General features: G+C 66.4%; 23 protein-coding genes and 1 other RNA gene. 11 read left to right on the top strand and 13 right to left on the bottom strand.

The window, feature by feature from the left end; genetic code table 11:
- Positions 1 to 39 precede the first annotated feature (39 nt).
- The 4 genes from BM167_RS04960 to BM167_RS04980 all read right to left on the bottom strand — a co-directional run bounded on the left by BM167_RS04960 (position 40) and on the right by BM167_RS04980 (position 2,473).
- A complete protein-coding gene (locus BM167_RS04960) occupies positions 40 to 846 on the bottom strand; it encodes a Tim44 domain-containing protein (RefSeq protein WP_092889595.1) in 807 nt (268 codons plus the stop codon).
- The gene (locus tag BM167_RS04965) at positions 843 to 1,112 is read right to left on the bottom strand and encodes a hypothetical protein (RefSeq protein ID WP_092889598.1); all 270 of its coding nucleotides are present in this window, start codon (positions 1,110 to 1,112) and stop codon (positions 843 to 845) included. The genes BM167_RS04960 and BM167_RS04965 overlap by 4 nt, the downstream gene beginning before the upstream one ends.
- Positions 1,109 to 1,963, bottom strand: a complete 855-nt coding sequence (locus tag BM167_RS18085; protein WP_143095472.1) for a hypothetical protein — start codon at positions 1,961 to 1,963, stop codon at positions 1,109 to 1,111. The genes BM167_RS04965 and BM167_RS18085 overlap by 4 nt, the downstream gene beginning before the upstream one ends.
- 162 nt (positions 1,964 to 2,125) lie before the next feature.
- Entirely contained in the window at positions 2,126 to 2,473 is a 348-nt protein-coding gene (locus BM167_RS04980) for a DUF7344 domain-containing protein (protein WP_092889607.1), read from the bottom strand.
- A gap of 265 nt (positions 2,474 to 2,738) precedes the next feature.
- Here BM167_RS04980 and BM167_RS04985 point away from each other — a divergent pair, with 265 nt between their 5' ends.
- Together BM167_RS04985 and BM167_RS04990 are read left to right on the top strand one after the other, a co-directional pair.
- Positions 2,739 to 5,351, top strand: a complete 2,613-nt coding sequence (locus BM167_RS04985; RefSeq protein WP_092889610.1) for a PAS domain S-box protein — start codon at positions 2,739 to 2,741, stop codon at positions 5,349 to 5,351.
- 129 nt (positions 5,352 to 5,480) lie between these two features.
- Complete coding sequence (locus tag BM167_RS04990; RefSeq protein WP_177213282.1) at positions 5,481 to 5,750, top strand: Sec-independent protein translocase subunit TatA/TatB; 270 nt, start codon at positions 5,481 to 5,483, stop codon at positions 5,748 to 5,750.
- A 75-nt stretch (positions 5,751 to 5,825) separates the two neighbouring features.
- Here the strand turns inward: BM167_RS04990 and BM167_RS04995 are convergent, their stop codons facing one another.
- The 3 genes from BM167_RS04995 to BM167_RS05005 form a co-directional block, all read right to left on the bottom strand.
- Positions 5,826 to 7,121, bottom strand: a complete 1,296-nt coding sequence (locus BM167_RS04995; protein WP_092889613.1) for an MFS transporter — start codon at positions 7,119 to 7,121, stop codon at positions 5,826 to 5,828.
- 122 nt (positions 7,122 to 7,243) lie between these two features.
- An RNA gene (gene ffs / locus BM167_RS05000) (signal recognition particle sRNA) lies at positions 7,244 to 7,554 on the bottom strand.
- Between the two features lie 103 nt (positions 7,555 to 7,657).
- Entirely contained in the window at positions 7,658 to 8,074 is a 417-nt protein-coding gene (locus BM167_RS05005) for a DUF7548 family protein (RefSeq protein ID WP_092889616.1), read from the bottom strand.
- Positions 8,075 to 8,162: 88 nt separating this feature from the next.
- Here BM167_RS05005 and BM167_RS05010 point away from each other — a divergent pair, with 88 nt between their 5' ends.
- Both BM167_RS05010 and BM167_RS05015 read left to right on the top strand, forming a co-directional pair.
- Positions 8,163 to 9,317 (top strand): thiolase family protein, encoded by a 1,155-nt coding sequence (locus BM167_RS05010; RefSeq protein WP_092889619.1) that lies wholly within the window; start codon positions 8,163 to 8,165, stop codon positions 9,315 to 9,317.
- Positions 9,314 to 9,700 (top strand): OB-fold domain-containing protein, encoded by a 387-nt coding sequence (locus tag BM167_RS05015; protein WP_092889622.1) that lies wholly within the window; start codon positions 9,314 to 9,316, stop codon positions 9,698 to 9,700. Before BM167_RS05010 ends, BM167_RS05015 begins: the two co-directional genes overlap by 4 nt.
- Before the next feature lie 8 nt (positions 9,701 to 9,708).
- Here the strand turns inward: BM167_RS05015 and BM167_RS05020 are convergent, their stop codons facing one another.
- Positions 9,709 to 10,722: a YihY/virulence factor BrkB family protein gene (locus BM167_RS05020; RefSeq protein WP_092889625.1), complete on the bottom strand. Its 1,014-nt coding sequence runs from the start codon at positions 10,720 to 10,722 to the stop codon at positions 9,709 to 9,711.
- A 113-nt stretch (positions 10,723 to 10,835) separates the two neighbouring features.
- Between BM167_RS05020 and BM167_RS05025 the strand changes: the two genes are divergently transcribed.
- A complete protein-coding gene (locus BM167_RS05025) occupies positions 10,836 to 11,018 on the top strand; it encodes a hypothetical protein (RefSeq protein ID WP_092889628.1) in 183 nt (60 codons plus the stop codon).
- 135 nt (positions 11,019 to 11,153) lie between these two features.
- Entirely contained in the window at positions 11,154 to 11,861 is a 708-nt protein-coding gene (locus tag BM167_RS05030) for a TenA family protein (protein ID WP_092889631.1), read from the top strand.
- 164 nt (positions 11,862 to 12,025) lie between these two features.
- Here BM167_RS05030 and BM167_RS05035 read toward each other — a convergent pair whose 3' ends face one another.
- Positions 12,026 to 13,096, bottom strand: a complete 1,071-nt coding sequence (locus BM167_RS05035; protein WP_177213283.1) for a DUF7547 family protein — start codon at positions 13,094 to 13,096, stop codon at positions 12,026 to 12,028.
- A 79-nt stretch (positions 13,097 to 13,175) separates the two neighbouring features.
- Positions 13,176 to 14,264: an NADH:flavin oxidoreductase/NADH oxidase gene (locus BM167_RS05040; protein WP_092889634.1), complete on the bottom strand. Its 1,089-nt coding sequence runs from the start codon at positions 14,262 to 14,264 to the stop codon at positions 13,176 to 13,178.
- Positions 14,265 to 14,398: 134 nt separating this feature from the next.
- On the opposite strand from BM167_RS05040, the gene BM167_RS18335 reads away from it, so the two are divergent.
- From BM167_RS18335 to BM167_RS05050, 3 genes are all read left to right on the top strand, one after another.
- Positions 14,399 to 14,566 carry a hypothetical protein gene (locus tag BM167_RS18335; RefSeq protein WP_177213284.1) on the top strand — a complete coding sequence of 56 codons (168 nt, stop codon included), beginning with the start codon at positions 14,399 to 14,401 and terminating at the stop codon, positions 14,564 to 14,566.
- A gap of 325 nt (positions 14,567 to 14,891) precedes the next feature.
- Entirely contained in the window at positions 14,892 to 16,226 is a 1,335-nt protein-coding gene (locus BM167_RS05045; RefSeq protein WP_092889637.1) for a HEAT repeat domain-containing protein, read from the top strand.
- A gap of 97 nt (positions 16,227 to 16,323) precedes the next feature.
- Entirely contained in the window at positions 16,324 to 17,982 is a 1,659-nt protein-coding gene (locus BM167_RS05050; RefSeq protein WP_245781305.1) for a phospholipase D-like domain-containing protein, read from the top strand.
- 6 nt (positions 17,983 to 17,988) lie between these two features.
- On the opposite strand, the gene BM167_RS05055 is transcribed toward BM167_RS05050, so the two are convergent.
- Together BM167_RS05055 and BM167_RS05060 are read right to left on the bottom strand one after the other, a co-directional pair.
- Positions 17,989 to 19,917 (bottom strand): Hef-associated nuclease, encoded by a 1,929-nt coding sequence (locus BM167_RS05055; RefSeq protein ID WP_092889640.1) that lies wholly within the window; start codon positions 19,915 to 19,917, stop codon positions 17,989 to 17,991.
- Between the two features lie 120 nt (positions 19,918 to 20,037).
- Positions 20,038 to 20,922, bottom strand: a complete 885-nt coding sequence (locus tag BM167_RS05060; RefSeq protein ID WP_092889643.1) for a fructosamine kinase family protein — start codon at positions 20,920 to 20,922, stop codon at positions 20,038 to 20,040.
- A 139-nt stretch (positions 20,923 to 21,061) separates the two neighbouring features.
- Here BM167_RS05060 and BM167_RS05065 point away from each other — a divergent pair, with 139 nt between their 5' ends.
- Positions 21,062 to 21,544 (top strand): Mov34/MPN/PAD-1 family protein, encoded by a 483-nt coding sequence (locus BM167_RS05065; RefSeq protein WP_092889646.1) that lies wholly within the window; start codon positions 21,062 to 21,064, stop codon positions 21,542 to 21,544.
- A complete protein-coding gene (locus tag BM167_RS05070; RefSeq protein ID WP_092889649.1) occupies positions 21,541 to 21,969 on the top strand; it encodes an FAD synthase family protein in 429 nt (142 codons plus the stop codon). Before BM167_RS05065 ends, BM167_RS05070 begins: the two co-directional genes overlap by 4 nt.
- Before the next feature lie 138 nt (positions 21,970 to 22,107).
- On the opposite strand, the gene coxB is transcribed toward BM167_RS05070, so the two are convergent.
- Entirely contained in the window at positions 22,108 to 22,881 is a 774-nt protein-coding gene (gene coxB / locus BM167_RS05075) for a cytochrome c oxidase subunit II (protein WP_092889652.1), read from the bottom strand.
- Positions 22,882 to 22,947: the final 66 nt, after the last annotated feature.

Below are 22,947 nucleotides of genomic sequence, written 5' to 3' on the forward strand. Positions count from 1 at the left end.
GTACGCCTCGAGAGGCGAACTCCGTCGCTGCGTCGGGTCTCAGTCGTCGCCGTCTTCGCCGTCTTCGCCGTCTTCGCCGTCTTCCGAGTCGAACTGCTCTACGAGCGCCGACACCAAGTCCTCTCGGCTCTGGTTTGCTTTGATGTCTGCCTCTTTGGCCATCGACTGCAGTTCGCGGTAGGAGATGGTTTCGAGCATCTCCGTGTACGTCTCGCGGCGGACTTCGTCCGGGTCGACCGACTCCTCGGAGTCGGCCTGTTCGGCCTCCGCCTCGGCGTCCTCGGCGGCCTCTTCGGCTTCCTCCTCGGTCTCTTCGTCGGCCTCGTCGGCTTGGTCGAGCGTGTCCGTCACCGTATCTGCCGCCTCGGAAACCGCCTCTTTGGCTTCCTCACCGGCGTCGCTTGCCTTGTCGGCCACCTCTTCACCGGCATCGCTCGCTTTGTCGGCCGCTTTCTCACCGGCGTCGCTCGCTTGCTCCGTGGCCGACTCGGCTCCCTCTTTGGCCTCGCTCGCGGCGTCGTCCGTCGAATCTCGGACCGACTGTTGGAACTCCGAGAGCGTCTCTCGAAGGGACTCTTCGTCGCCGAGCGACTCGTGGATGGACGACGAGAGCGTCCGCTTTACGTCGCCGAGGATTTCGCCCGGCTGTTTTCCCTGCTTTGCGCCCTCGCGGACGGCTTCGTCCACCGTCCGACCGAGGCGCGCGCCGAGTTCGCGGCCCGCCTGAGCGCCGAACTCTCGTCCGACTTTCTTGCCCATCTTCTGTTTGTCTATCTGGGACTCGAGTTCGTCGGTGATGACGCTCTTCAGTCCGGAGTCGTCGCCGGACGAGGAGTCGCTGCTCATGCGTTGGCCTCCTGCGTCTCACCGTCGGTCTTTTCGTCGCCGCCGACTTTGTCGAGCATCCCGCCGACGACCAACTCGCCCGCGATCTGGCCGAACAGAGCGCCGAGGGCGCTTCCGAGCCACTCTCCGGCGCGCGCGCCGAGTCGTTCGCCGAGGGCGTCGTCGCCCGCGGTGCCCTCCCACTCGGTGCCCGCCAGCGCCTCCTCGAAATCGACGTCTCGGAGGATCTCCATCACGTCGATGCGGTCGAGGAGCGACCCGCTCATGCTTCGGCCTCTTGCCCCTCTTGTTCCGTCTCCGACTGGTTCTGGCTCTCTTCGGACTCCGACTCCCCCTCGTCTGCCTCCTGGGACTCTTCTTGCTCGCCCTCGGACTGCTCGGCTTCCTGTTGGGTCTCAGATTCGTCGTCGGCTTCGTCGCCCACGTTCGTGCCGAACAGTTGGTTGACGAGACCGACGACGATCTGCGTCAACAGGTCCTGAAGCGGCAGTTCGTCCGCCGCCTTCTTCGCCATGTTCCGTATCTTGTCGCCCATCTCGGGCGCTTCCGGGAGGATGTCGTCGAGCGACGGGAGTATGTCCGAGAGGCCGCCGAGGATGTCGCCGGGTTTGTCCAGTAGTCCGGCGACGGCCGAAAGCAGGTTCCCGACCAAGTTGCCGTCGCCCTTCTGGGCGGCGACGTCGAGGATGACTCGGTTGAGGTCCACCTCCAGTCCCAGAAGGTCGAGGTGGAGCCCTTCGAGGTCCAAAAACAGGATGCCCGTCTCGTCTTCGCCCTCCATGCCTTCCTGTATCTCGTCGGACTCTTCCTCTTGGCTCTGTGCGGTCTGGGAGTCGAGTTCGGGCGACTCCTCGCCTTCTTCGCCGTCGCTCTCGCTTTCTTCCGCTTCGTCTCCCTGCTCGTCCTCTGAGGCGTCCTCTCCGTCGTCCGACCCTTCGTCTTCTCCGTCTTCGGCGGACTCCTCTTCGTCGCCTTCGGCCGCCTGTTCTTCGGCCGACTCGTCTTGGCTCGACTCGTCGTCGGATTCGGCTTCGTCCTCGCCGCCGTCGGTCACGAGGCGTCGTTCGATGTCTGCAATCACTCGCTGCTCGTCGACGTCGGATGAGTCTACTGTCATGTGGTCGGTACAACTCCCGGACTCGGTGTAGGTGATTTGGCCTATACTTGCAAGCCGCAAACCGGTCCGAAAAGCGACCGGTTACCCGCGGAGAAACCGGTGCTACGAGCGACCCGGATTCGAAACCGGCGGAGAGGCGGCATCGAACGGGTAATCGGCCGGCTACAAACAGAGAGAGTCGACGCCGTCCGCCGCGGATTCGACGACTCTCTCCCGGGCGTCGAACTCGATGAGACCCAGGTTCGCAAGTTTCGGAAGGTGAGTGTGGTACAGAGACACCGACACCCGCTCGAACGCCTCCTCGGGGACGTCGGCGTCCGTGACGTCGGTCTCCTCGCGAGCGACTGCCCGCGCGAGGGAACGCAGTTCGATGGGCGTCCCGGCAGTCGCTATCGTCGCGAGAACGGTACGGCGCCGACTCTCTGTGAGGGCCTCGAACAAGTCGTTGCGTGAGACGTCGTCCGTCTCAGCCAGCGAATCGAGTTGTGAATGGGGAATGGAGTTACTCATCTATCTGCTCGGTTACCAGTCACCGATGTCGGTGCTGTTCGTTTGAACAATATCGAAGATAGACAATAGCGTATGGGGTTAAACGAATAGGCTCATCCGAGAGCGCGAGCCGAAAGAAGGCTCTCTAAAAGCTACCGGCCGAGAATGGCTCCGGGATTCGGCGACTCTCGGACGCTCGTGACGCTTCTATACCGCCTTTTCGGCGACTTCTGGGGCTATTTCCTACAACGGAGGTTTATTGTTCCGTCGGCCGGACGACTCCGGTATGGCTCCCGAAGACGTGCAGTCGGATCCTCTCTCGGAGACGCTTGCGGTGTTCGACCGAGCGGAGAGGGCCCGCGAACCGTTGACGACGAGCGAAGTCTCCGAATCGCTCTCGTGCACCCGGCGGACGGCGTACGACCGTCTGACCCGACTCGCCGACCGGGGCGTCGTGGAGACGAAGAAAGTCGGCGCGCGCGGGCGAATCTGGTGGCGCGAACCGCAGTCCTCGGAGACGGGGGCGGAGGCGCAAAGCGCCGTCGTCGAACACGATTCGCTGTTGCTCGACGTCCTCGACGAGGCCGACGTGGGCGTGTTCGTCCTGAACGACGAGTTCGAGGTCGTCTGGGTCAACGACGACATCGAACGATACTTCGGCCTCGACCGGACGGCCGTCGTCGGACGCGACAAGCGCCGTCTCTTGGACGAGGAGATTCTCGACACCGTCGCGAACCCCGGCGAGTTCGCCGAGACGGTGCGCTCTACGTACGACGACAACACCTACGCGGAGGAGTTCGAGTGCCGGGTGACGGCCGGGGAGCACCGACCCGAGCGGTGGTTGGAACACCGAAGTCGGCCCATCGAGTCGGGGCGGTTCGCGGGCGGGCGAGTGGAACTGTACTACGACGTGACGGAGTCGAAACGGCTCTTCCGTCGACTGTCTCGCTCGCACGCCGCCCTCGAACGCGAACTCGACGACGTCTTCGAACGAATCGACGACGCGGTGTTCGCCCTCGACGACGACCACCGGTTCACCTACCTCAACCGGCGCGCCGAACGACTGTTCGACTGTGACGCGTCGGACGTGGTCGGTCGGTCGGTCACGGACGTGTTCGCCGCCGCCGACGACTCGACGGGGTACGACGCCATCCGCCGCGCGTCGGAGACGCAGTCGTCCGTGACCTACGAAGAGTACTTCGAACCGCTCGACGTATGGCTCGAAGGGCGCGTGTACCCCTCCGAGACCGGTGTTTCGGTCTACGTTCGGAACGCCGACGAACGAAAGCAGCGCGAACGCGAGCAGAAGCGATACGAGACGATATTCGAGACCATCGACGACGCGGTGTGCGTCTTCGACGAAGACGGGCGACTCGTCGCGACGAACTCGGCCTTCGAGACGCTGACGGGGCACTCGGCGGGCGATTTCCTCGACGAGACGGGGCGGTTAGCCACCGACGATACGCTCGAAGGCGTTATCGAACGCTACAGAGAGCGCTCTCGCGGGGGGGAAGACACCGTGAGCGTGGAGACGGAAGCGACGACCGACGGCGGCGAACGCGTCGTCATCGAGTCTCGAATCACGCGCTATCGCTCCGCCGAGGGTTCTCTGCGGTGGATTGCGGTCGTCCGGGACGTGACGGAGCGGAAAGAACAGCTACGTCGGCACGAACGCCAACAGGAGCGTCTCACCGCCCTCAACGCCGTCAACGCAGTCGTCCGAGAGATATCCGACGCGATAATCAGTCGCCCGACGCGAGAGGAGATAGAGCGGGAGGTCTGTACGGCGTTCGCGGAGTCGGAGTCGTACCGGTTCGCGTGGATCGCGGGCGTCGACCCGCGGCGCGGAGAACTCACCGCCCGCGTCGAAGTCGGTGTCGAGGGCTACGTCGACGAGATAGACCTCTCGGACGCCCGGTCGTTGAACACGTTAGAGGAGAGCGGTCCCGCCAGCCGGGCCGTGCGGACCGGAGAGATACAGGCCGTCAACGACCCGTTCTCCGACGAGGACTTCGAGCCGTGGCGTCACCTCGCGCGGAAGTACGACTACCAGTCCGTGGCGGCCGTCCCCATCGAGTACGAGGGGACGACGTACGGACTCCTCGGGGTGTACGCCGACCGGGAGAACGCCTTCGAGGAGGAAGAACAGCGAGCGCTCGAACCGGTGGGCGAAATCGTCGGCCACGCCATCGCGGCGAACGAGCGCAAACAGGCGCTGATGGGCGACGAAGCCGTCGAAGTCGAGTTCCGAGTTCCGAACCCGTTCGGCGAGTACGGCGCCACGCTACCGTCCGACGGCACGTTCCGCATCGAACGAACCGTCCCCTTGGAGGACGGGACGTACCTGGAGTACGGCGTCGCCAGCGCGCACGTCCTCGACGTGCTCGAATCGCTCGTCGACGTGATTCCTCACTGGCGGTCGCTCGCGAGGTTCGACTGCGACTCCTCGCCCGCCCGGTTCGAACTCTACCTCTCGGAACAACCCGTCCAGTCGGCTATCGCCTCTCTCGGCGGATACGTCGAGTCGGCCGCGATGGCCGACGGCGACTTCGAGTTGACCGTCCACCTCTCGGTTTCGACGGACATCAGGTCCGTCACGGACCGTCTCCGAGAGACGTACCCGAACGTCGAGTTGGTCGCCCGGCGCTTGGTGTCCGTCGAGGACCCGTTCCGAGAGCGCTTGCAACGACAGTTCTCCGAGATACTGACGGAGCGACAGCGCACCGCAGTGGAGACGGCGTACTACTCGGGCTTCTTCGAGTGGCCGAGAGAGAGCACCGGCGAGGACGTCGCGGAGTCCCTCGGCGTGAGTGCGCCGACGTTCCACCAGCATCTCCGGCGGGCCGAAAAGGAACTGTTCGGGCAGGTGCTCGCAGAGCAACCCGTGACAGATCAGTGACGACGCGGCTCGGTTCGGACGAAACGCACCGAGACGCGCCGTGAGCGGCGATATCGGCCGTATTCCGCCGACGAACTGCGGAGCGCCGCGGCTGACAAGTTGATAACGGCTGAGCCCGTAGGTGGTTCGATGACAGACATACTCGTTCCTCTGTTCCCCGGGATACCCGGCGGACCGGAGATGCTCATAGTGCTTCTCATCATCGTGTTGCTGTTCGGCGCGAACAAACTGCCGAAACTCGCGCGTTCGACCGGTCAAGCGATGGGCGAGTTCAGACGCGGACGCGACGAACTGGAGAACGAAATCAAAGAGGGCGCCGCCGCGGACGACGCCTCGACGGACGACGACGTAGAAGCCGACGCGGAGACGGACGACCCCGACCGAACGACCACCGCGTAAGCGGACGACTGCGGCGGTGCTCAGTTTTACACGGAGGATACGCTCTGTAGCCGACGGCTTCGGGGAGTCGGGCGTTCAGTCGCCCGGCGTCGGCGTCGTCGCCTCCGCGCCTGCAGACCGGTAGTACGTCGCGACGAACACGCCCGTCGCCACGAGGACGAAGCCCGCGGCGGTGAGAAACGCCACCGTCGTGGAGACGAAGTCCTTGATGGTGCCGACGAGCACCGGCCCCGCCACCTGCCCTATCTTCCACGAGATGGAGCGAAGCGACATGCTCGACGCCACGGAGTCGAACCGTTCGCCCTCTTCGACGAAAAGCGCCATACTCGCGGGCAGGCGGATGCTGTCCGCGATTCCGAGGACGCCGTAGGCGAAGAACAGAGCGAAGAACGCGCCGCCGAGTCGCTGTGTGTCGCCGAACGCGGAGAACGTGACGGGGTCTACGACGCCCTCGAAAAACAGCGCGAGCGGGATGAGCGCGGTTCCGACGCCGTAGAGGAGTGCGCCGGCGGCGACGAACCGGTGTTTCCCGCCGAGTCTGTCGGTTAGGTCGCCCATGTACCCCTGTACGAGCGTCTTCGTCACCTTCCCGCCCGCGAGGATCCAGCCGATTGCGAAGGCGTTGATGCCGAACTCCACGCGGGCGAAGATGGGCAGGAAGATGATGACGGCCATCTTACCGACGCTGAACGCGAGGCGGAAGAAGACGAGCGACCGAATCATCGGCCGAGAGAACAGGGCGCGGAGCGTCTCTGCGCCGGTCGCGTCCTCCGGGTCTTTCCTGCCGCCGGGGTTCGTGCGGAGGTAGCGCCACACGAGGACGAACGCGACGACGGTGACGCCGCTGAGAACGGCGTACGTCAGCGCGAAGTCGTACGCGTAGAGCAGGTAGCCGCCCACCACGTCGCCCGCGAGACTGGAGAACGCCGCCACCTGATTGTAAGCGCCCAGCCACCGACCGCTGGCGTCGTCGGGACTAATCTCGCCGACGACCGTAGAGCCGGTAATCCAGAGCATGCTCGCGCCGAGGCCTTGGAGCATCCGGACGAGGACGACGTGCGTCGAGTTCTGGACGAGGGTGAATCCGAAGAAGACGACGACGTTGAGAGCGAGTCCGGCGAGCAGAAACCGCTTTGCGTTGCCCGTGTCCACTTTCCGTCCGAGTGGGAGGACAATGAGCAGTTGAACGACGGCGAAGGCGGTTCCGAACAGTCCCTCGACGAACCCCGTCGTCCCGAACTGCTCGGCGTAGAGGGCGAGAGCGATGAGTATCGTCGAGTACGCTTGACTCCGCGCGAACGCGGTTCCGGCGAGTGCCGCGAACTCTCGGTCGCGAAACAGCCCCGCGGTGCCGCCGACTCCCGAACCCATCGTGGATATTCGAATCGAAACGGTGGTGCTCGGTATAAATCACAGCATCCGGGAAGCCCGTGCGGGGTATCTGCCCGTCGCGAACGCCGTCGCTCGGAGAACGAGTATCGATGAGGTATGAGTGGCGGACGACGGGTTTGCCCGGCGTTCCGGCACGGGTAGTCCCGGTTGCCTCCTCCACCCCGCGATCCCTCGAGCGACGCACGTCCGGCGGTCCGTTGCTCGCTTCCGCGCCTGGCGGGGTATCACCGGTGAACCGCGTGCAACCGACCCTGCGGTCGGCTTCCACGGTCCGCTGTCCCCGAGGGACGAGGCTTCGACGTTGGCTCCCGGGGCCCGTGTCGGTCTGACCGGACGCCCCCGGTTTCGGTCCCCGCTAAAGGCCGAAATTGCGGGTGAAGGGCAGGGCCTGGCTGCCCGACCTAGTCCATCCTTCTTTACCCCATCGTCACATAAGGGGCTTTCGACTCGGGGTCGCGTCAATCGGTGGACGGCGCGGCGGAGACGACGGGGACGGACGGAGAACGGCGGCCGTATCAGTCGAGAACGCTCCACGCGTACGCGCCGCCTGCGACGGCGACGACGGCGGCGACGGCGGCGACGGCCCACCGGTGGTCGGCTATCCACGCGTACTGCGCCGGGAAACTGTAGATCAGGTTCGAGTCGAGAGAGACCACCCAAAGCAGGGCGAACGCGAGCATCGCGACGCCGAGGACGGTGACCAGACCGGCGACGGTGGCGGCGTCGGTTCGTCCCTGTCGCCCCGCGAGGAAGACGACGACGCCGAGAAGTCCGAGGAATCCGACGACCGAGAGGCCGACGGGTCCGGCGGCGTAGTAGGCCGCGACGCCGACGTTCGACTGCGTGACGAGGAGTGCGGGGGCGAAGACGACGGCGGCCAAAAGGAGACAGGCGACGGCCCCGACGGCCGACGCGGCAGACTCTGTGTTCATATCGGCGGTTCCGGACGCCGTTTTGTTAAACCGTTCGACACGCGATTGGAAGGGAAATCGGTAAACGGGTGGCAGGCAGTCTCCGAATATGGAACGTGTAGCAGTCATCGGCGCGTCGATGACCCGGTTCGGGCAACGCGACGCGTGGATACGCGAGTTGCTCGCCGAGGCCGGACAGGCCTGCCTCGAAGACGCGGGCGTCGCGCCCGACGAGGTGGAGCATCTGTACGTCTCGAACATGGCGAGCGGAGAGTTCGAGGGACAGACGGGCGTCCCGAACGCTCTCGCGCAGGACTTGGCGGCGGTCCCGGCGTACACCGCCCGCATCGACCAGACGTCTTCCTCCGGCGGGGCGGGCGTCTACGCGGCGTGGCAGTCCGTCGCCTCCGGCGCCTCGGAGATGACGATGCTCGTCGGCGGCGAGAAGATGACGCACCGGTCGACGGCGGAGGCGACGGACGTCATCGCCTCTCTGACGCACCCCGTAGAGTACAAACACGGCGTGACGCTCCCGTCGTTTGCGGGTCTCACCGCGCGTCTGTACCTCGACGAGTACGACGCCCCTCGGGAGTCTCTCGGGAAGGTGGCCGTCAAGAACCACAAGAACGGTCTGGACAACCCCCACGCCCAGTTCAGAAAGGAGGTGGATTTAGAGACGGTTCTGGAGTCGCCCGTCGTCGCGGACCCCCTCCGCCTCTACGACTTCTGTCCCATCACAGACGGCTCTGCGGCCCTGCTTTTCTGCCCGGAGTCCGTCGCGCGCGAGTACACGGACGACTACGCCGTCGTCTCCGGTATCGGCGGCGCGACGGACACCCACGTCGTCCACGAACGCGCGGACCCGACGACGATGGGCGGCGTCGTCAACTCCTCGGATATCGCCTACGAGATGGCCGGTCTCGGCCCCGACGACGTGGACGTGGCGGAACTGCACGACATGTTCACCATCCTCGAATTCCTCCAGTCCGAGGACCTCGGCTTCTTCGAGAAAGGCGAGGGCTGGAAAGCCGTCGAGGAGGGCGTCACGGACCGCGACGGCGAGTTACCCATCAACACCTCGGGCGGCCTGAAGTCGAAGGGCCACCCCCTCGGCGCGTCGGGCGTCGCGCAGGTGTACGAGATATACCAGCAGTTGATCGGTGAGGCGGGAGACAGACAGGTCGAGGCGGACGTCGGTCTGGCCTGCAACGTCGGCGGGTTCGGAAACTGCGTCACCACGACCATCATGGAGGCCCGACAATGAGCGACGAACGCGAGATGGAGGCGTACCGCTACCCCGACGGCAGCATCACCTACCCCGGCCATCCGGTCGGACCCGACGGCGAGGAACCCGTCGGTACCGTCGATTTGAGCGGCTACACCGCCGAGATAATCACGTGGACCACCTCGACTGCGACGCCGCCGGGCGTCCGCGAACCCAACTCACTCGCGGTCGTCGAGTTCGACGTCGACGGCGAACCCGTCCGCGCCATCGGCCAACTCACCGTCGCGGACGCGACCGAAAGCGAGGTGTCCATCGGCGACGAGGTACGGCCCGTCTACTGCGAGGAACTCCGCGACCCCGACGCGGGAATCCGCGAGAAAGAGAGCCAAGCGTGGGACGGCTACCGGTTCGAGCCGGTCTGAATGGGCGCTCAGCCCCCTCGGGACCGGTCGTCGGACCCCGCCGTCTCGGGCGCTTCGTCGCCTCGCGCGTCGCCGACGGCGTCGGCGCGTCGCCGGAGAGTCTCTCGGACGGCCGCCGCCGAGACGCCGGCGCCGTCGGCCTGGGTGACCAGTCTGTCGAGTCTGTTCTCGAAGGTCTCGGCGTCTCGCACCTCTCTTCCGAACTGCCGCTTTCCCGGCCGCCGCGTCGTCTGGTCGCCGCCCCGCCCCGACAGCGTCGCGTTCACCGACGCCCCCGCGAGCAACACGAGACCGCCGACGTAGAGCCACGTCACGAGGAGCAACACCGTTCCGAGTAACCCGTAGATGTCGGGCTTGCTGGAGGCCGAGGCGTACAGGTGAAAGAGCCACTCCAGACTCGTCCACCCGACCGCTGCGACCACCACGCCGGGGAGAACTTCTCGGACCGAGACGTCGATGTTCGGGAAGACGTAGTACATCGGGAAGAACGCGACCGTCAGTCCGAGGACGGCCACGAGGCCGTCGAGCGCCCACGAGAACGGCATTCCGTCGGGCACGACGACGACCGAGCCGACGAGGACCGCGACGACGGCAGCCCCGCCCACCGCGAGCACCACGATGAGCGCGTCGCTGAACTGCCCCACGAGCGAGAGTTTCCGTTCGGTGTCGTATATCTGTGCGAACGCCGCGTCCATCGCGCGGAATATCTTGCTCGTCCCCCACAGGAGTACGCCGACGCTGACGACCGAGAGACCGACGCTGCCGGTCGCGCCGCCGAGCGCATTGGCCACCACCTGCTGACCCGCCTCCGGGAGGAAGACGCCCGTGAGCCTCACGACGGTTCCGACGAACCGTCCCCGCCCGGTGGCCGACAGAACAAGCGACAAAAGGAGGAAAATCGGTAGCAGCGAGACGAGTGCGTGGTAGGCGATGCTGGCGGCCATGAACGTGATGTCCTCCCGTCGCATCTCGCGAACGGCCGCCCGGACACCCGAACGCGCACGCTCGAACTGACCATCCATAGCCGCCGTACGACCGCGGTGGGGATAAAGCACGGAACTCCCCGCGGCGGTGAATCGCCGTCCGCGCCGACGCGATTCGATAGCGTCTTTCGCCGTACCGAGAGAGACTCCCCATGGACCTCGAAGGACGCTCGCTCCGAGAACGACTGCTGCAATCGCTCGTCGTGTTCGTCGTCCTGTTCGCGTACGGCTACGTGCAGGAGGCGTTCGGTTGGCGAGTGCCGGTCATCGTCGCCGCCTTCTTCTTCGTGATTCAGATAGCGATAGACGGGACGCGAAACCGACTCGACGAGTGACCGCCTCCCGGAACGCTCGACCCCGTCGTCGTCTCCATCGCCGTCCCGACCCGTACCTCGAATCCGGACGTGAGACGACCCGAACAACAGAGTGATATCACCCGAGTATATGTGTCGGAAGCGCGACGGGTGAGTATGAGTGTCAGCGACGACGGGGACGTCCCCGATACCTACGAGGCGTACGCGGAGACGCGCGAGAAGCCCCGATTCACCGACTGGCTCCGCGAACGCGCGGAACCGGCGTGGTCGGACGCGACGGAGCACCGGTTCGCACGCGAACTCGGGAGCGGCGAACTCGACGACGACGCGTTTCGACGGTACGTGGTGCAGGATTACGCCTTCCTCGAAACGCTCGTCGGGGCGTTCGGACACGCCGTCGGAGACGCGCCGACGATGGCGTCGAAAGGGCGACTCGTCGATTTTCTCGGGACGCTCACCGCCGACGAGAACGACTACTTCGAGCGCACCTTCGACGCGTTGGACGTCCCGAGAGCCGAGGACGCCGGCCCGACGCTGACGCCGACGACGCGGGCGTTCGAGAATCTCCTGCGCCGGGCCGCCGCGGAGGGCGGGTACGCGGAGACGCTGGCCGTCCTCGTGCCCGCCGAGTGGGCGTATCTGGAGTGGGCGAGCGCTGTCGACGGTGCGTCGCCCGAGCGGTTCTACCTCGCTGAGTGGGTCGAACTCCACGCGAACGAGGGGTTCGCGGAGTTCGTGGGATGGCTTCGGTCGGAACTGGACCGAGAGGGTGAGTCCATCTCACCGCGTCGTCGGAGGCGGGTCGAACGACTCTTCGAGCAGACGGTCGAACTGGAGGTGGAGTTCTTCGAGTCGGCGTACTAACACTGGTCTCGAAGCGCCGCCGCCGTCGCCCGTTCGTCAACCGTCACGACGGCGCAGTCGTCCTCGCAGGGGTCGCACGGCACGACATCCATCAGCGTCGTCGTGGCCCTAACCGGGTGCTGCGGCGGCTATGACCGTTGCTGACGGACTGACCCTCTCGGCCCTCACCGGTCGTCGTCCGCGTCTGCGTTAGCGTCGTCACTCTCGACGGCGTCGTCGGGCGAATCCTGACTGTTCGCTGCGGTTTGCTCGTCGGCGACGCCCGAACCGCCTCGGCCGTCGTCCGCGTCGTCCGCGTCGCTCGCACCGTCCTCGTCGGATTCGTCCGGGGACGCATCCGACTCCGTGTCCGCCGACGGTTCGGCGTCTCCGCGTATCTCTCGCCGTATCGACTCCAGTTCGGCCTCCACGTCCACTTTCGGTCTGTCGTCCGCCGGGGACTCGTTTTCTTCCTCCTCGCTTTCGTCCGTCGCGCTCTCGTCCGTCACGTCGATACGGACCGACTCGCGCCGTCCGCCCGTCCGGTCGCGTCGGGCGTCGTCGCTTCGTCCTTCCCGGTCTCTCCGGTCGGCGTCGCGCGTCTCCCCTCGCGCGCGTTCGGCCTCGTCGATGCGCGCCTCTATCTCGTCGACCAGTCCTCGCGCCTCTTCGAGGACGGACCGCGACGCCTCGTCTTCGGGTAAGTCGGCCTCCGAGAGCGCGGTTCGCATCTCCGAAAGCGCGCCGTCGAGGCCCGAGAGAGCGTCTCGACCCACTCGACTGCGCGCGAGTCGGTCCACCGCGGTCCGTTCGCCGCCGCGGGCGTCGTCGCCGAACGCCGACCGGCCGGGGTCGGCGAGGCGGAGGACGCGCCGGAGGAGTTCGAGCGACCGGATGGTCGCCTCCAACGCCGCCACGACCGTCGGGATGGTGTACTCCTCCGTGAAGCGCAGTAGTTCGCCGACGCTCGGCGGGCGCGGAAGCGGCGACTCTCCGCGTCGTCCGTCGCCTCGGTCCCGTCCATCGCCTCGGTCCCGTCCATCGCCTCGGTCCCGTCCGTCGCCCCGTTCGGGCGGTCTGTAGCCGTACCGCTCCCGTTCGCGGTCGGTCGGTTCCCCGCTTTTCCGTCCGTCTCGCGCGTCGAGTTCTCGGCGGAGGTCCCCGAGGGTCGATTCGAGGTCCGAGAGGAGAGCCGCGAGTTCGTCGTCGGACTCCGTCCGACGGTTCTCGCGGCCGTCGTCGCGTCGTGGACTCATGCGTCTTCCTTCGGCGCGGACGGAGAAAAAGGGGCGGTCGGTCGAACGCTCTCGAACGCAGTCGGGACGACGCCGCCGGTCAGTCGAACGTCCCGCGGTGGTACTGAACGGGCCACTCCACGTCCTCGCCGAGTTCGTGGGCCGCCTCTAACGTGAAGTACGGGTTGCGGAGATGTTCGCGCCCGACGACGGCCAGATCGGCGCGCCCGTTCCGGACGATGGCGTCGGCGTGTTCGGGTTCCGTGATTCCGCCGACTGCGCCGACGGCGATGTCCGTCGCCTCGTTGACTCGTTCGGCGTAGGGGACCTGATAGCCCGCCCCCGGGTCGGGGACCTGTTGGTCGGGGTGGATGCCGCCGGAACTGACGTCTATGAGGTCAGCGCCCTCTTCGGCGAGGAGGGGTGCGAGACGCGCCGACTGCTCTACGTCCCACGACTCGCGGTCCGGCAACCAGTCGGTCGCCGAGATGCGGACGAAGACGGGTTTCTCCTCGGGCCAGACGTCGCGGACCGCCCGCGTCACCTCGCGGACGAGGCGGGTTCGGTTCTCGAAGGACCCGCCGTACTCGTCGTCGCGGTCGTTCGTCACCGGCGAGAGGAACTCGTGGAGGAGGTAGCCGTGGGCGGCGTGAACCTCGGCTATCTCGAACCCCGCGTCGAGTGCGCGTTCGGCCGCCGCGCGGAACTGATCGATTACGGCGTCTACGTCCTCTCCGGTCATCTCCCGCGTGTCGGGCGCGTCACCGCCCTCGTACGGGTACGGGTCGTCGCTCGGCGCGAGAACCTCCCATCCGCCCTCGTCTTCCGGAACCGGGGTCGACCCCTCCCACGGGGGGTGTTTGCTCGCCTTGCGGCCAGCGTGCGCCAACTGAATCGCCGGAACGCTCCCCTGTGACCGGACGAAATCCGCGATTCCGGCGACGGCGTCGGCGTGGTCGTCCGACCAGATACCGAGGTCGCCGGGCGAGATGCGGCCGCGCGGCGACACCGCAGTCGCTTCCATCATCACGACGCCGGCACCGCCGACGGCGCGACTGCCGAGGTGGACGAGGTGCCAGTCCGTCGCGATGCCGTCCTCCGCGGAGTACTGACACATCGGAGACACCATCACCCGGTTCGGCAGTTCCGTTCGTCGGAGCGTCAACGGCGTAAACAGAGAGTCGGTCATCGTCGGCCGTTCGGACGACGTACTCAAACCCCTATCGGACGCGGAACTTCGTGCGGCATTGACCGTTACACGATATATTTCGAGACAATAACTGAATCAATACTCTCATATCGGCGCGTCTGTATCGCTCTCTCATGGCACCTACGGACGGTCGGGATTCGAGCGCCAGCGGTCCCGACGAATCGAACGCCACCGTCTTCGCGCACCAGACGTCTCCTGACCGAACGGTCTTTTCCGAACGCGGGAACCCGGACGGATGGATAGCGATCTCCGCGGACGTCGTCACCTCTCTGGACCGATAACGGACTCGATGGCGACCAGCGGCGGCGCGCGACGCGACCGAACGGGCGTCTCGCACAGCGGACGCATTCACTCCGTGACTTGTCGATTCACCGACTGAAAACTCGCGGCAGCGTCAAGTACGAACGCGTTCAAGATAGCCCGCTGGCTGTCAGCACAGTACTCACTGCCAGCGGTCGACCGGTTTGTCCGTCGCGGGACCGTGTCATGGCCCGCGACGATGGGTAGGGCGTCGGTCGCAACAGCCTCCGAGCGTTTTTCGCCTTCGGGCGGGAGACGAAACCCGAAGGGAAACGCTCTTTTCGTACACGCACGGATTTCTCGCATATGAGCGACGGGGACGACGAGACGCCCGCCGAAGAATCGTCCGGAGCCGAAGACACCGACGAGTCGGTCGCTATCACGCCCGATTCGCTCGACACGCGCCTGAGCGAGACGCGAGAGGAACTCGACGCCGCCGAAACCGAGTCCGACCTCGACGCCGTGGAGGCGAGACTCGACGACATCGAGACCGACCTCGAAGCCGCCCTGCCGGAGTCCGACGAGGACGACGAAGACGACGAGGACGCCGAGAACCCCCGCGAGGAACTCGAATCGACGCTCTCGGAACTTCGCGACGAACTCGAAGCAAAGCGCGGCCCGTACGCCTCGGACGTGGTCGACGACATCGAGTCCGCGCAGTCGAAGATTTCGGACACTCGCTGGACCGACCGCGGCGAGGGCGAAATCGTCGAGGTGGTCGAGTCGTTCGCCGCGGACGTAACCGAGATTCTCGACGCCTCCGTCTCCGTCGACGGAACCGACGAGTCCGACCTCACTTCGGCGCTCGACGAGGCCATCGCCGCCGTCGAAGCCGCGGCCCTCGACGCCGACGACGACGAGGAGACCATCGCGTCGCTTCTGGACGCGACGGACGACCTGGAGTCCGGACTCGAAGACGCCCAAGAGTGGGACGACTTAGAGACCAACGAGCAACTCCAAGCGCAGGGGTTCTACGACGTGCTCGGCCACTACAAGGACTTCCCGCCGGAGTGGGCCGCACTCAAAGAGTGGGAGAAGCGCGGCCGCGTCGACATGATTCTGCTCGCGAACGACAGCCTCCAGTCGGACTTCATGGAGCGACACTGCATGGAGGCTCTCATCCGACTCGGCGACCCCGAGGCGTTCGACGAGATGCACCAACTCGCCCAGCGCCGGGACAAGCGGGCGATCAAAGCGCTCGGAAAGATGGGTGAGGGCGCCCAAGAGGCAGTCGAGACGCTCGTCGAGTACGTCGACGCCGACTCGGACCCGCAACTCCAGAAGGTGACGCTGAAAGCCCTCGGCGAAATCGGCTCGCCGGACGCGACGCAGGCGATTGCGGACAAACTGGAGATGGAAAACGACGTCGTCCGTCCTCTCGCCGCGCGCGCCCTCGGACTCGTCGGCGACACGCGGGCCGTGAAACCGCTCTCGAACACGCTCGAAGACGACGAGAGCGACAACGTCCGGGCCGCCGCCGCGTGGGCCCTCCGACAGATCGGTACCGACGAGGCCCTCGAAACGGCCGCAGACTACGCCGACGACCGCTCGTTCCTCGTCCAAAACGAGGCCGAAATCGCCTCCGAGTGGCTCTCCTCGGAGGAGTCGGGAGCGACCGGAACCGGGAAGCCGACGGCGTAACCGACGCTCCGTCACCCCGCTTTTTTCCGCCCCGTCTCCGCTCTCCACCCGCGCGGCGCGCCGAACGTTCAAGTAGGATACCGGGACCACCTCCGCCGTGTCGCTCAGTCGCACCGCCTCGATGCTCGCCGTCTGCGTGCTGTGCTGTCTACTCGCGTCTCCCGTCGCCGCCGCGCCCCCGTCCGCGGAGACGGCGACGGACGGGGCGGCGGCCGCCGCGGCGAACGCCTCCGCCCGCCCGCCGTCGATTCTCGGCGCGTACCCGAATCCGCTGACCGACGGCGACGACGGCGAGTACGTCGTCGTCCGCGCGGGCGGGGCGTCGAACCTGACGCTCTCGGACGGCGAATCCACGGTCACTGTTCCGCCCGACGAGGGCGTCGTCGCTCTCTCGGCGGACCCCGCGCGGACGCGGACCCTCACCGACCGCCGCGTCGTCGCCGCGCGTCTCGGCCTGTCGAACGCCGGGGAGAGACTGGTTCTTCGGCGCGACGGCGTCGTCGTAGACGAGACGACGTACGGGCGCGCCCCGGACGCCGAACGCTGGAACGCGACCGAAAAGCGGTGGGTTCCGCGCGGTCTGACCCTCCGAGACGCAGTCTCGACCGGACCCGCGAACGCGACGGCGTTCGTTCTGCCCGACGACCCGAGCGTCGTCCGCGAGACGCTTCGGAGCGCCGACGACCGTCTCCTTCTGGCGGGGTATACGCTCTCCTCGCGGCGCGTCGCCGACGCACTCGTCGCCGCGAACCGCCGCGGCGCGGACGTTCGCGTCCTCGTCGAAGGGGGTCCCGTCGGCGGCGTCTCGACGCGACAGGCGGAGACGCTTGCGAGACTGGCGCGGGCGGGCGTCGCCGTCCGCGTCGTCTCCGGGCCGCGGGCGCGGTTCGACTACCACCACGCCAAATACGCCGTCGTCGACGGCAGAGCCCTCGTCTCGACGGAGAACTGGAAACCGAGCGGAACCGGCGGACGGGAGAACCGAGGGTGGGGCGTCCGCCTCGACGACGCGCGAACCGCGGAGGAACTGGCGGCGGTGTTCGAACACGACTTCGGCGGCGCGGACGCCGTCCCGTGGCGGCGGTACCGGCAGGGGCGGTCGTTCGTCGAGGCGTCGCCCTCCGGCGGCGACTTCCCGAGACGCGTCGCCGCCGAGTCCGTCGCAGTCGAGGAGGTTCGCGTCCTGACCGCACCGGGCAACGCCGGGTCCGAGGTGGTCGAACGGGTCGAGGAGGCAAATCGGAGTATCGACGTCCTCGCGCCGCGCGTGGACACGGACGGGCGGCTTTTCGACGCACTCGCGGGGGCGGCCCGCCGCGGCGTCAGCGTCAGGATACTGCTCTCGAACGCGTGGTACGACGAGGAGGCGAACGCGGCGGTGGTCAACCGGACGCGGACACTCCGCGAACGGGGGTACGACATCGAAGCGCGCGTCGCCCGCCCGGACGGCCGGTTCGGAAAGGTCCACGCGAAGGGCGCAGTCGTGGACGGCGAACGGGCGTTCGTCGGCAGTCTCAACTGGAACGACCACGCCGCGACGGAGAACCGCGAAGTCGTCGTCGAACTCGTCGGCGACGGCCCCGCGTCGTACTACGGGGCGGCGTTCGAGGCGGACTGGCGGGCGAGCGAACTCGGCGGCGACGACGGGTGGTGGGGGTCCGAGACGAAGACGACGGTGACGCTCGCTCTCGGCGCACTCTGTTCGCTGGGACTCGCGGCGTGGGTGACGAAGAAAACGGTTCGGTTCGAGACGTGAGCGGTTCTACGAGAGGTCGGTTTCGACGGACGCCTGCGAGGAGATCTCCTCGTCGATGTCGGCGTCGGCCATCTTCTCGACGAGACTGTCTATGACCTCCTCGCGCATCCCCTTGACGAACTTGATAGAGCCGACGACGAGGTGACCGCCGCCGGAGACGCCGCCGCCGACGACTTCCTCGTCGAGTTCGGCGACCATCCGCGGGATGTCGAGGCGGACGCCGTCCGAACGGAGCACGGCGAAGTCGGGTCCGTAGCCGATGGTGATGACGGGCTGGCCGAGTTCGTTCACCTTTCGGTCGTGGAGTTTGCCGGTGGTCTTGCCCGGCGCGGGGTAGGTAAACCGGTGCGCCCACTCGTCTAAGTCTATCTTGTAGAGGTGCGCACCGCTGTCGAGGCGTTCGTGTTGGAGGTGGGACTCCGCGGCTTCGAGTTGGCGCGTCACGTCGCGTTCGGCGCGGTCCGCGAGGAACGCGACGAGTTCCTCGTGGCGTTCGTCGTCGTCGCAGCCGACGTTCAACACGTCGTTGACGATGCTTTGACCGTCGCTGTAGCGGAGCCAGTGAGCCGCGTAGTCGAGCGCTTCGCCCACGTCAAGCAGTTGTTCGCGGTCGTAGCCCTCGTCTTCCGCGAGGGCGATGAACTCGGGCATCACCTCCGCCTTCGACCGGTCGGAGAGTCCGGCGACGGCGGGGACGTGGCGCAGACTGTCCGTGATGGTCGGGTCTATCATCCGCGCGAGCTCGACGCACATCATGCCGGTGGTGATGCGGTAGTCCTCGTCGTACAGGTACGGGTTGACGTGCGCGTCGAGAAGCGGTTCGACCGCCTCGGGGTCGGGGTGGTGGTGGTCGACGACGGCGATTGGCACGTCGTAGTGCGCGAGATTCTCGTAGGCGGGGACGTCCTCTTCGGTCGACCCGTTGTCGAGCATGAGGAGGAGGGGGAGTTTCTGACCGTGGCGCGCGCGGCCTTCGAGCGCGAAGTTCAGGTCGCGGGTCACGTCCTCCATCTCGTAGAACGGGGCCTTCGAGGGGAGTCGCTTGAACAGGTGCCGCGGCGCGTCGGGGTCGTCGTGAACCTCGGCGATGAGGTTCTCCAGTGCGAGTTGGACCGGAACCGAGGCGCACATGCCGTCGCCGTCCGCGTGGTGGCGGACTCGAATCGGTCGGCCTTCGAGGACGGTCCGGCGGAGCAGACGCGCCACCTCGCGCAGGTCGTCGCGGAGTTTCTCGAAGGCGTCCCACTCCACGAGGGGTTCTACTTCGGCCGGTTCCGCGCGGGACCGAAGCGCCCCGTCGATACGCCGTCGGACGTCCGCCGCGTCCTCGCCGTCGAGTTTCGCGAGCGAATCGACCTCCAACTGGAGGCTCTCCTCGTGGTTCTCGACGCTGCCGCCGAGTCGGACGGCGTCGCCGAGTTCGACGTTCGGGTACGCGCGGACGCCCGCCTCCTCGAACGCGGCGGCCGAGACGATGCCCGACTCGTCGACGATGCGGAAGATGGTCGGTCCGCCGGTCTGTTTTATCTGTGCGACGGTCCCCTCGACGTGGACGCTGTCGCCCGACGAGAGGTCCGCTATCGAGGTGATGTCGTGGTCGTGTTCGACGACGATGGTCCGGTAGTCGTCGGGGTCGACCGAAGAGAAGGCGACGTCGCCGTTCTCTTTGACCTCGTCGAGACTGACGATGAGGCGGTCGCCCACCTCGTATGTGCGGTCGAGGTTCGACTCGTGGACGAGGCCCGACACCTCGTCGGAGACGTCGACGAAGATACCGTACTCGACGACGCCGTTGACGACGGCGTGGTAGCGGGCGTCGACTTCGGTATCGTCGAGAGTGCAGTTCGGTGCGAGATCGTAGACGACAGGTCGCGACTCGGCGTCCGAATCCGGACCCGACTCGCCGCCGGAATCTCCGGCGTTTTCGAGAGTCATAGTCGCACCAAGTGGTCGGGCGGTGTTAAGCTTTACATGATGGGCCGACGAGTGGTGTGGGGTGGTAGCCGATGTCGAACGGCGACGCGTCGGTTCGAGGCGGACCCCCGGCGACGACGGTCAGTACCCCAGACGCGAGAGCGTCTCGTCGAGGTCGGAGAGATATCGGTCGCCGAACACTCGGACGTGTTCTAAAACCGGATAGAGCCGGTAGGCCGGACGCCGTTTCTCGAAGAATCCGGCGTCGATGCCGCGGCGTTCCCGGTAGCGGTCGAAGAACGGGTCCTCGAACGCCTCGGTGCCCGCGACGTACGCGAGTTCGACCTCCGGGTGGCCGTAGTAGAGTGCGGGGTCCAAGAACGCCCGAACGTCGTCGCCGGAGACGACGAGGTTCGCCTCCCAGACGTCGCCGTGGACGAGTGCGGGGGCCGCGGGTTCCGAGAGGACGGCGTCTATCTCCTCGGCGAACGCCTCGATACGCCGTCGGTACGAGGCGGGGAGACTACCCTCGGCGACTGCCTCGTCGGCACAGTGGCGGAGGCGGTGGTCGCGGTAGAACTCGACCCACGAGTCGGTCCACGGGTTCGGTTGGCGGTACGGCCCGCTGAGGGTGTCGCGCGGGAAGCCGAAGGCCTCGGCGGTCACGTCGTGGAGGGCGGCGAGGTGGTCGGCGACGGCCCGTTGGAGTTCGGGCCCGAACGTCGGGTCGTCGTCGCCCTCGACGTAGGCCATCACGAGCAAGTCGTCCTCGGCGTGGAACACCTCCGGGACGGGAAGCGACGACTCGGCGGCGAGATACCGGAGCATCTCGGCTTCGACGGTGAGCGGAGTGGCCCCGACTTTCGCCACCACCGGGTCGCGGCCCGCCACGGAGAGTCGATAGACGGTGCCGACGAACCCGCCGTCGAGTTCCGTGAGGTCTGTCACGGGGGCGTCGAACAGCGGTTCGACGCGACTTCGAATCTCCTCGGGCGGCGGCGTCTCGGAGGCGTCGTCTGCGGCCATACCGCCCGTCGGCTATCGAACGCCGTGAGACTGGCGCTTCCTCGCGGCGGGCGCGCGGAGAGCCACCGCCGCGCCGTCTGTCGATTCGGTGGTCGGCGGGACCGCAACTCTTAGAAGGCGACGCGCCGGAGTTCGTAGCATGCGCCTCTTTCGGTCGGGAGAGATTCTCGGCATCGCCGAGGACGCACTCGAGTTCGCACTCGAGGCCTCCCGCGAAACGCACCCGAACGAGTACATGGGTTTTCTCCGAGGAGAAGACGCGCGGAGTCTCGGACTCGACCGACGGGGAACGGTCGTCACGGACGTCCTCATCATTCCGGGAACGGAGTCCGACCCGACGAGCGCAACCGTGAACTCGAACATGATTCCCAACGACATGCGCGCCGTCGGGTCGATTCACTCGCACCCAAACGGCGTCCTGCAACCGAGCGACGCCGACTTGGACACGTTCGGTAACGGGAAGGTCCACATCATCATCGGCGCGCCGTACGAACGGACCGACTGGCGGGCGTTCGACCAGTACGGCGACCGGCGGAGTCTGGACGTCCTCGACGTGGAGTTAGACGACCCAGAAGAGTTCTTCGACTTCACCGAGGACGACTTGGACGTAGACGACGCATGACGACGGCCATCGCACAGGGGACGTTCGACATCCTCCACCCCGGTCACCTCCACTATCTGCGCGACGCCGCCGCCCTCGGCGACGAACTCCACGTCATCGTCGCCCGCCGAGAGAACGTGACGCACAAGGCCAAGCCGATTCTCCCCGACGCCCAACGGCGGGATATGGTCGACGCGTTGGAGATGGTGACGGAGGCGCACCTCGGCCACCGCGAGGACATCTTCGTCCCCATCGAACGCATCCAACCCGACGTCATCGTCCTCGGCCACGACCAACACCACGACGAGGACGGTATCCGCGCCGCCCTCGCCGAACGCGGCATCGACTGCGACGTGACCCGCGCCTCGCCCTGTGAACCGCGGTACGAGGGCGAACTGCTCTCGACGGGCCGCATCGTGCGGCGCATCCTCGAACGGCGCGGGTGAGGCGTCGGCCACGGGTTTCGCGCCTCGACGTTCGACCGATTCCGAGCCGAGAGGCCGACGACCAGACCGGCGAGAAGAGACGGGACGGACGACTCGGCGCGTGAGTTCGACCGAAAACCGAAACCGCGACGCGTCGGATTACTGCCCTTCGCTGGAACTGTTGTCGCCGCCGTTACCGCCGTCGCCGCCGTCACCGCTCTGTTGTTCGCTCACCCACTGGTCGTACTCGTCCTGCGGGACGACGTCCACGGTGAAGTACATCTGCGAGTGCGCGACGCCGCAGTACTCGGCGCAGTAACCCTGGTACGTCCCCGTCTCGTAGGGAACGGTGCTTATCGTGTTGACCTGTCCGGGCATCGCGTCCTGTTTCAAGCCCATCTCGGGCACGTGGAACGCGTGTACCACGTCCCGACTCGTCACTTGGATTTCGACCGGCCTGTCTTTGGGGACGACGATGTTGGTGCCGGTCGTGAAGTTACCCTGTTCGGGGTAGGACATCTCCCATCCCCACTGGTAGGCTTCCGCGTGGACGACGACGGGGTCCTCTTGTGCCTGCTGCATCTCTTGGTCGGCGGCGCTCTGACCGCTGACGTGCGTCACGTCCGCGAGGACGCCGTAGGAGGCCACACCCACGAAAAGCAGGATGATGGCCGTCGCGATGGTCCAGGTGATTTCGAGACGCCGGTTCTCCCGGGTCGGAAGCGGGTTGCCGGTGTTTCGGAACTTCACCACCGTGTAGAGGAGGATGACCTCTACGAGTATGGTGATGGGTATCGCCACGTACAGGAGCTTCCCGTTGAGCTCGTTTATCAGCTCCGCGCTGGATGACGGCTGCGCCGCGACGGGGAGCGCAACGAGCGCCGTCGCCAGCATCGAGAGCAGGGAAACGAGTGCCAAGCGCGTCTTTCGCATCTTATCGGGGGTTAGGAGCAAGGACCTAAATAATTGCTGACTCCCGTACAGCGGTCCCCACGGCTG

Source organism: Halopelagius inordinatus (genome assembly GCF_900113245.1).
Classification (GTDB): domain Archaea; phylum Halobacteriota; class Halobacteria; order Halobacteriales; family Haloferacaceae; genus Halopelagius; species Halopelagius inordinatus.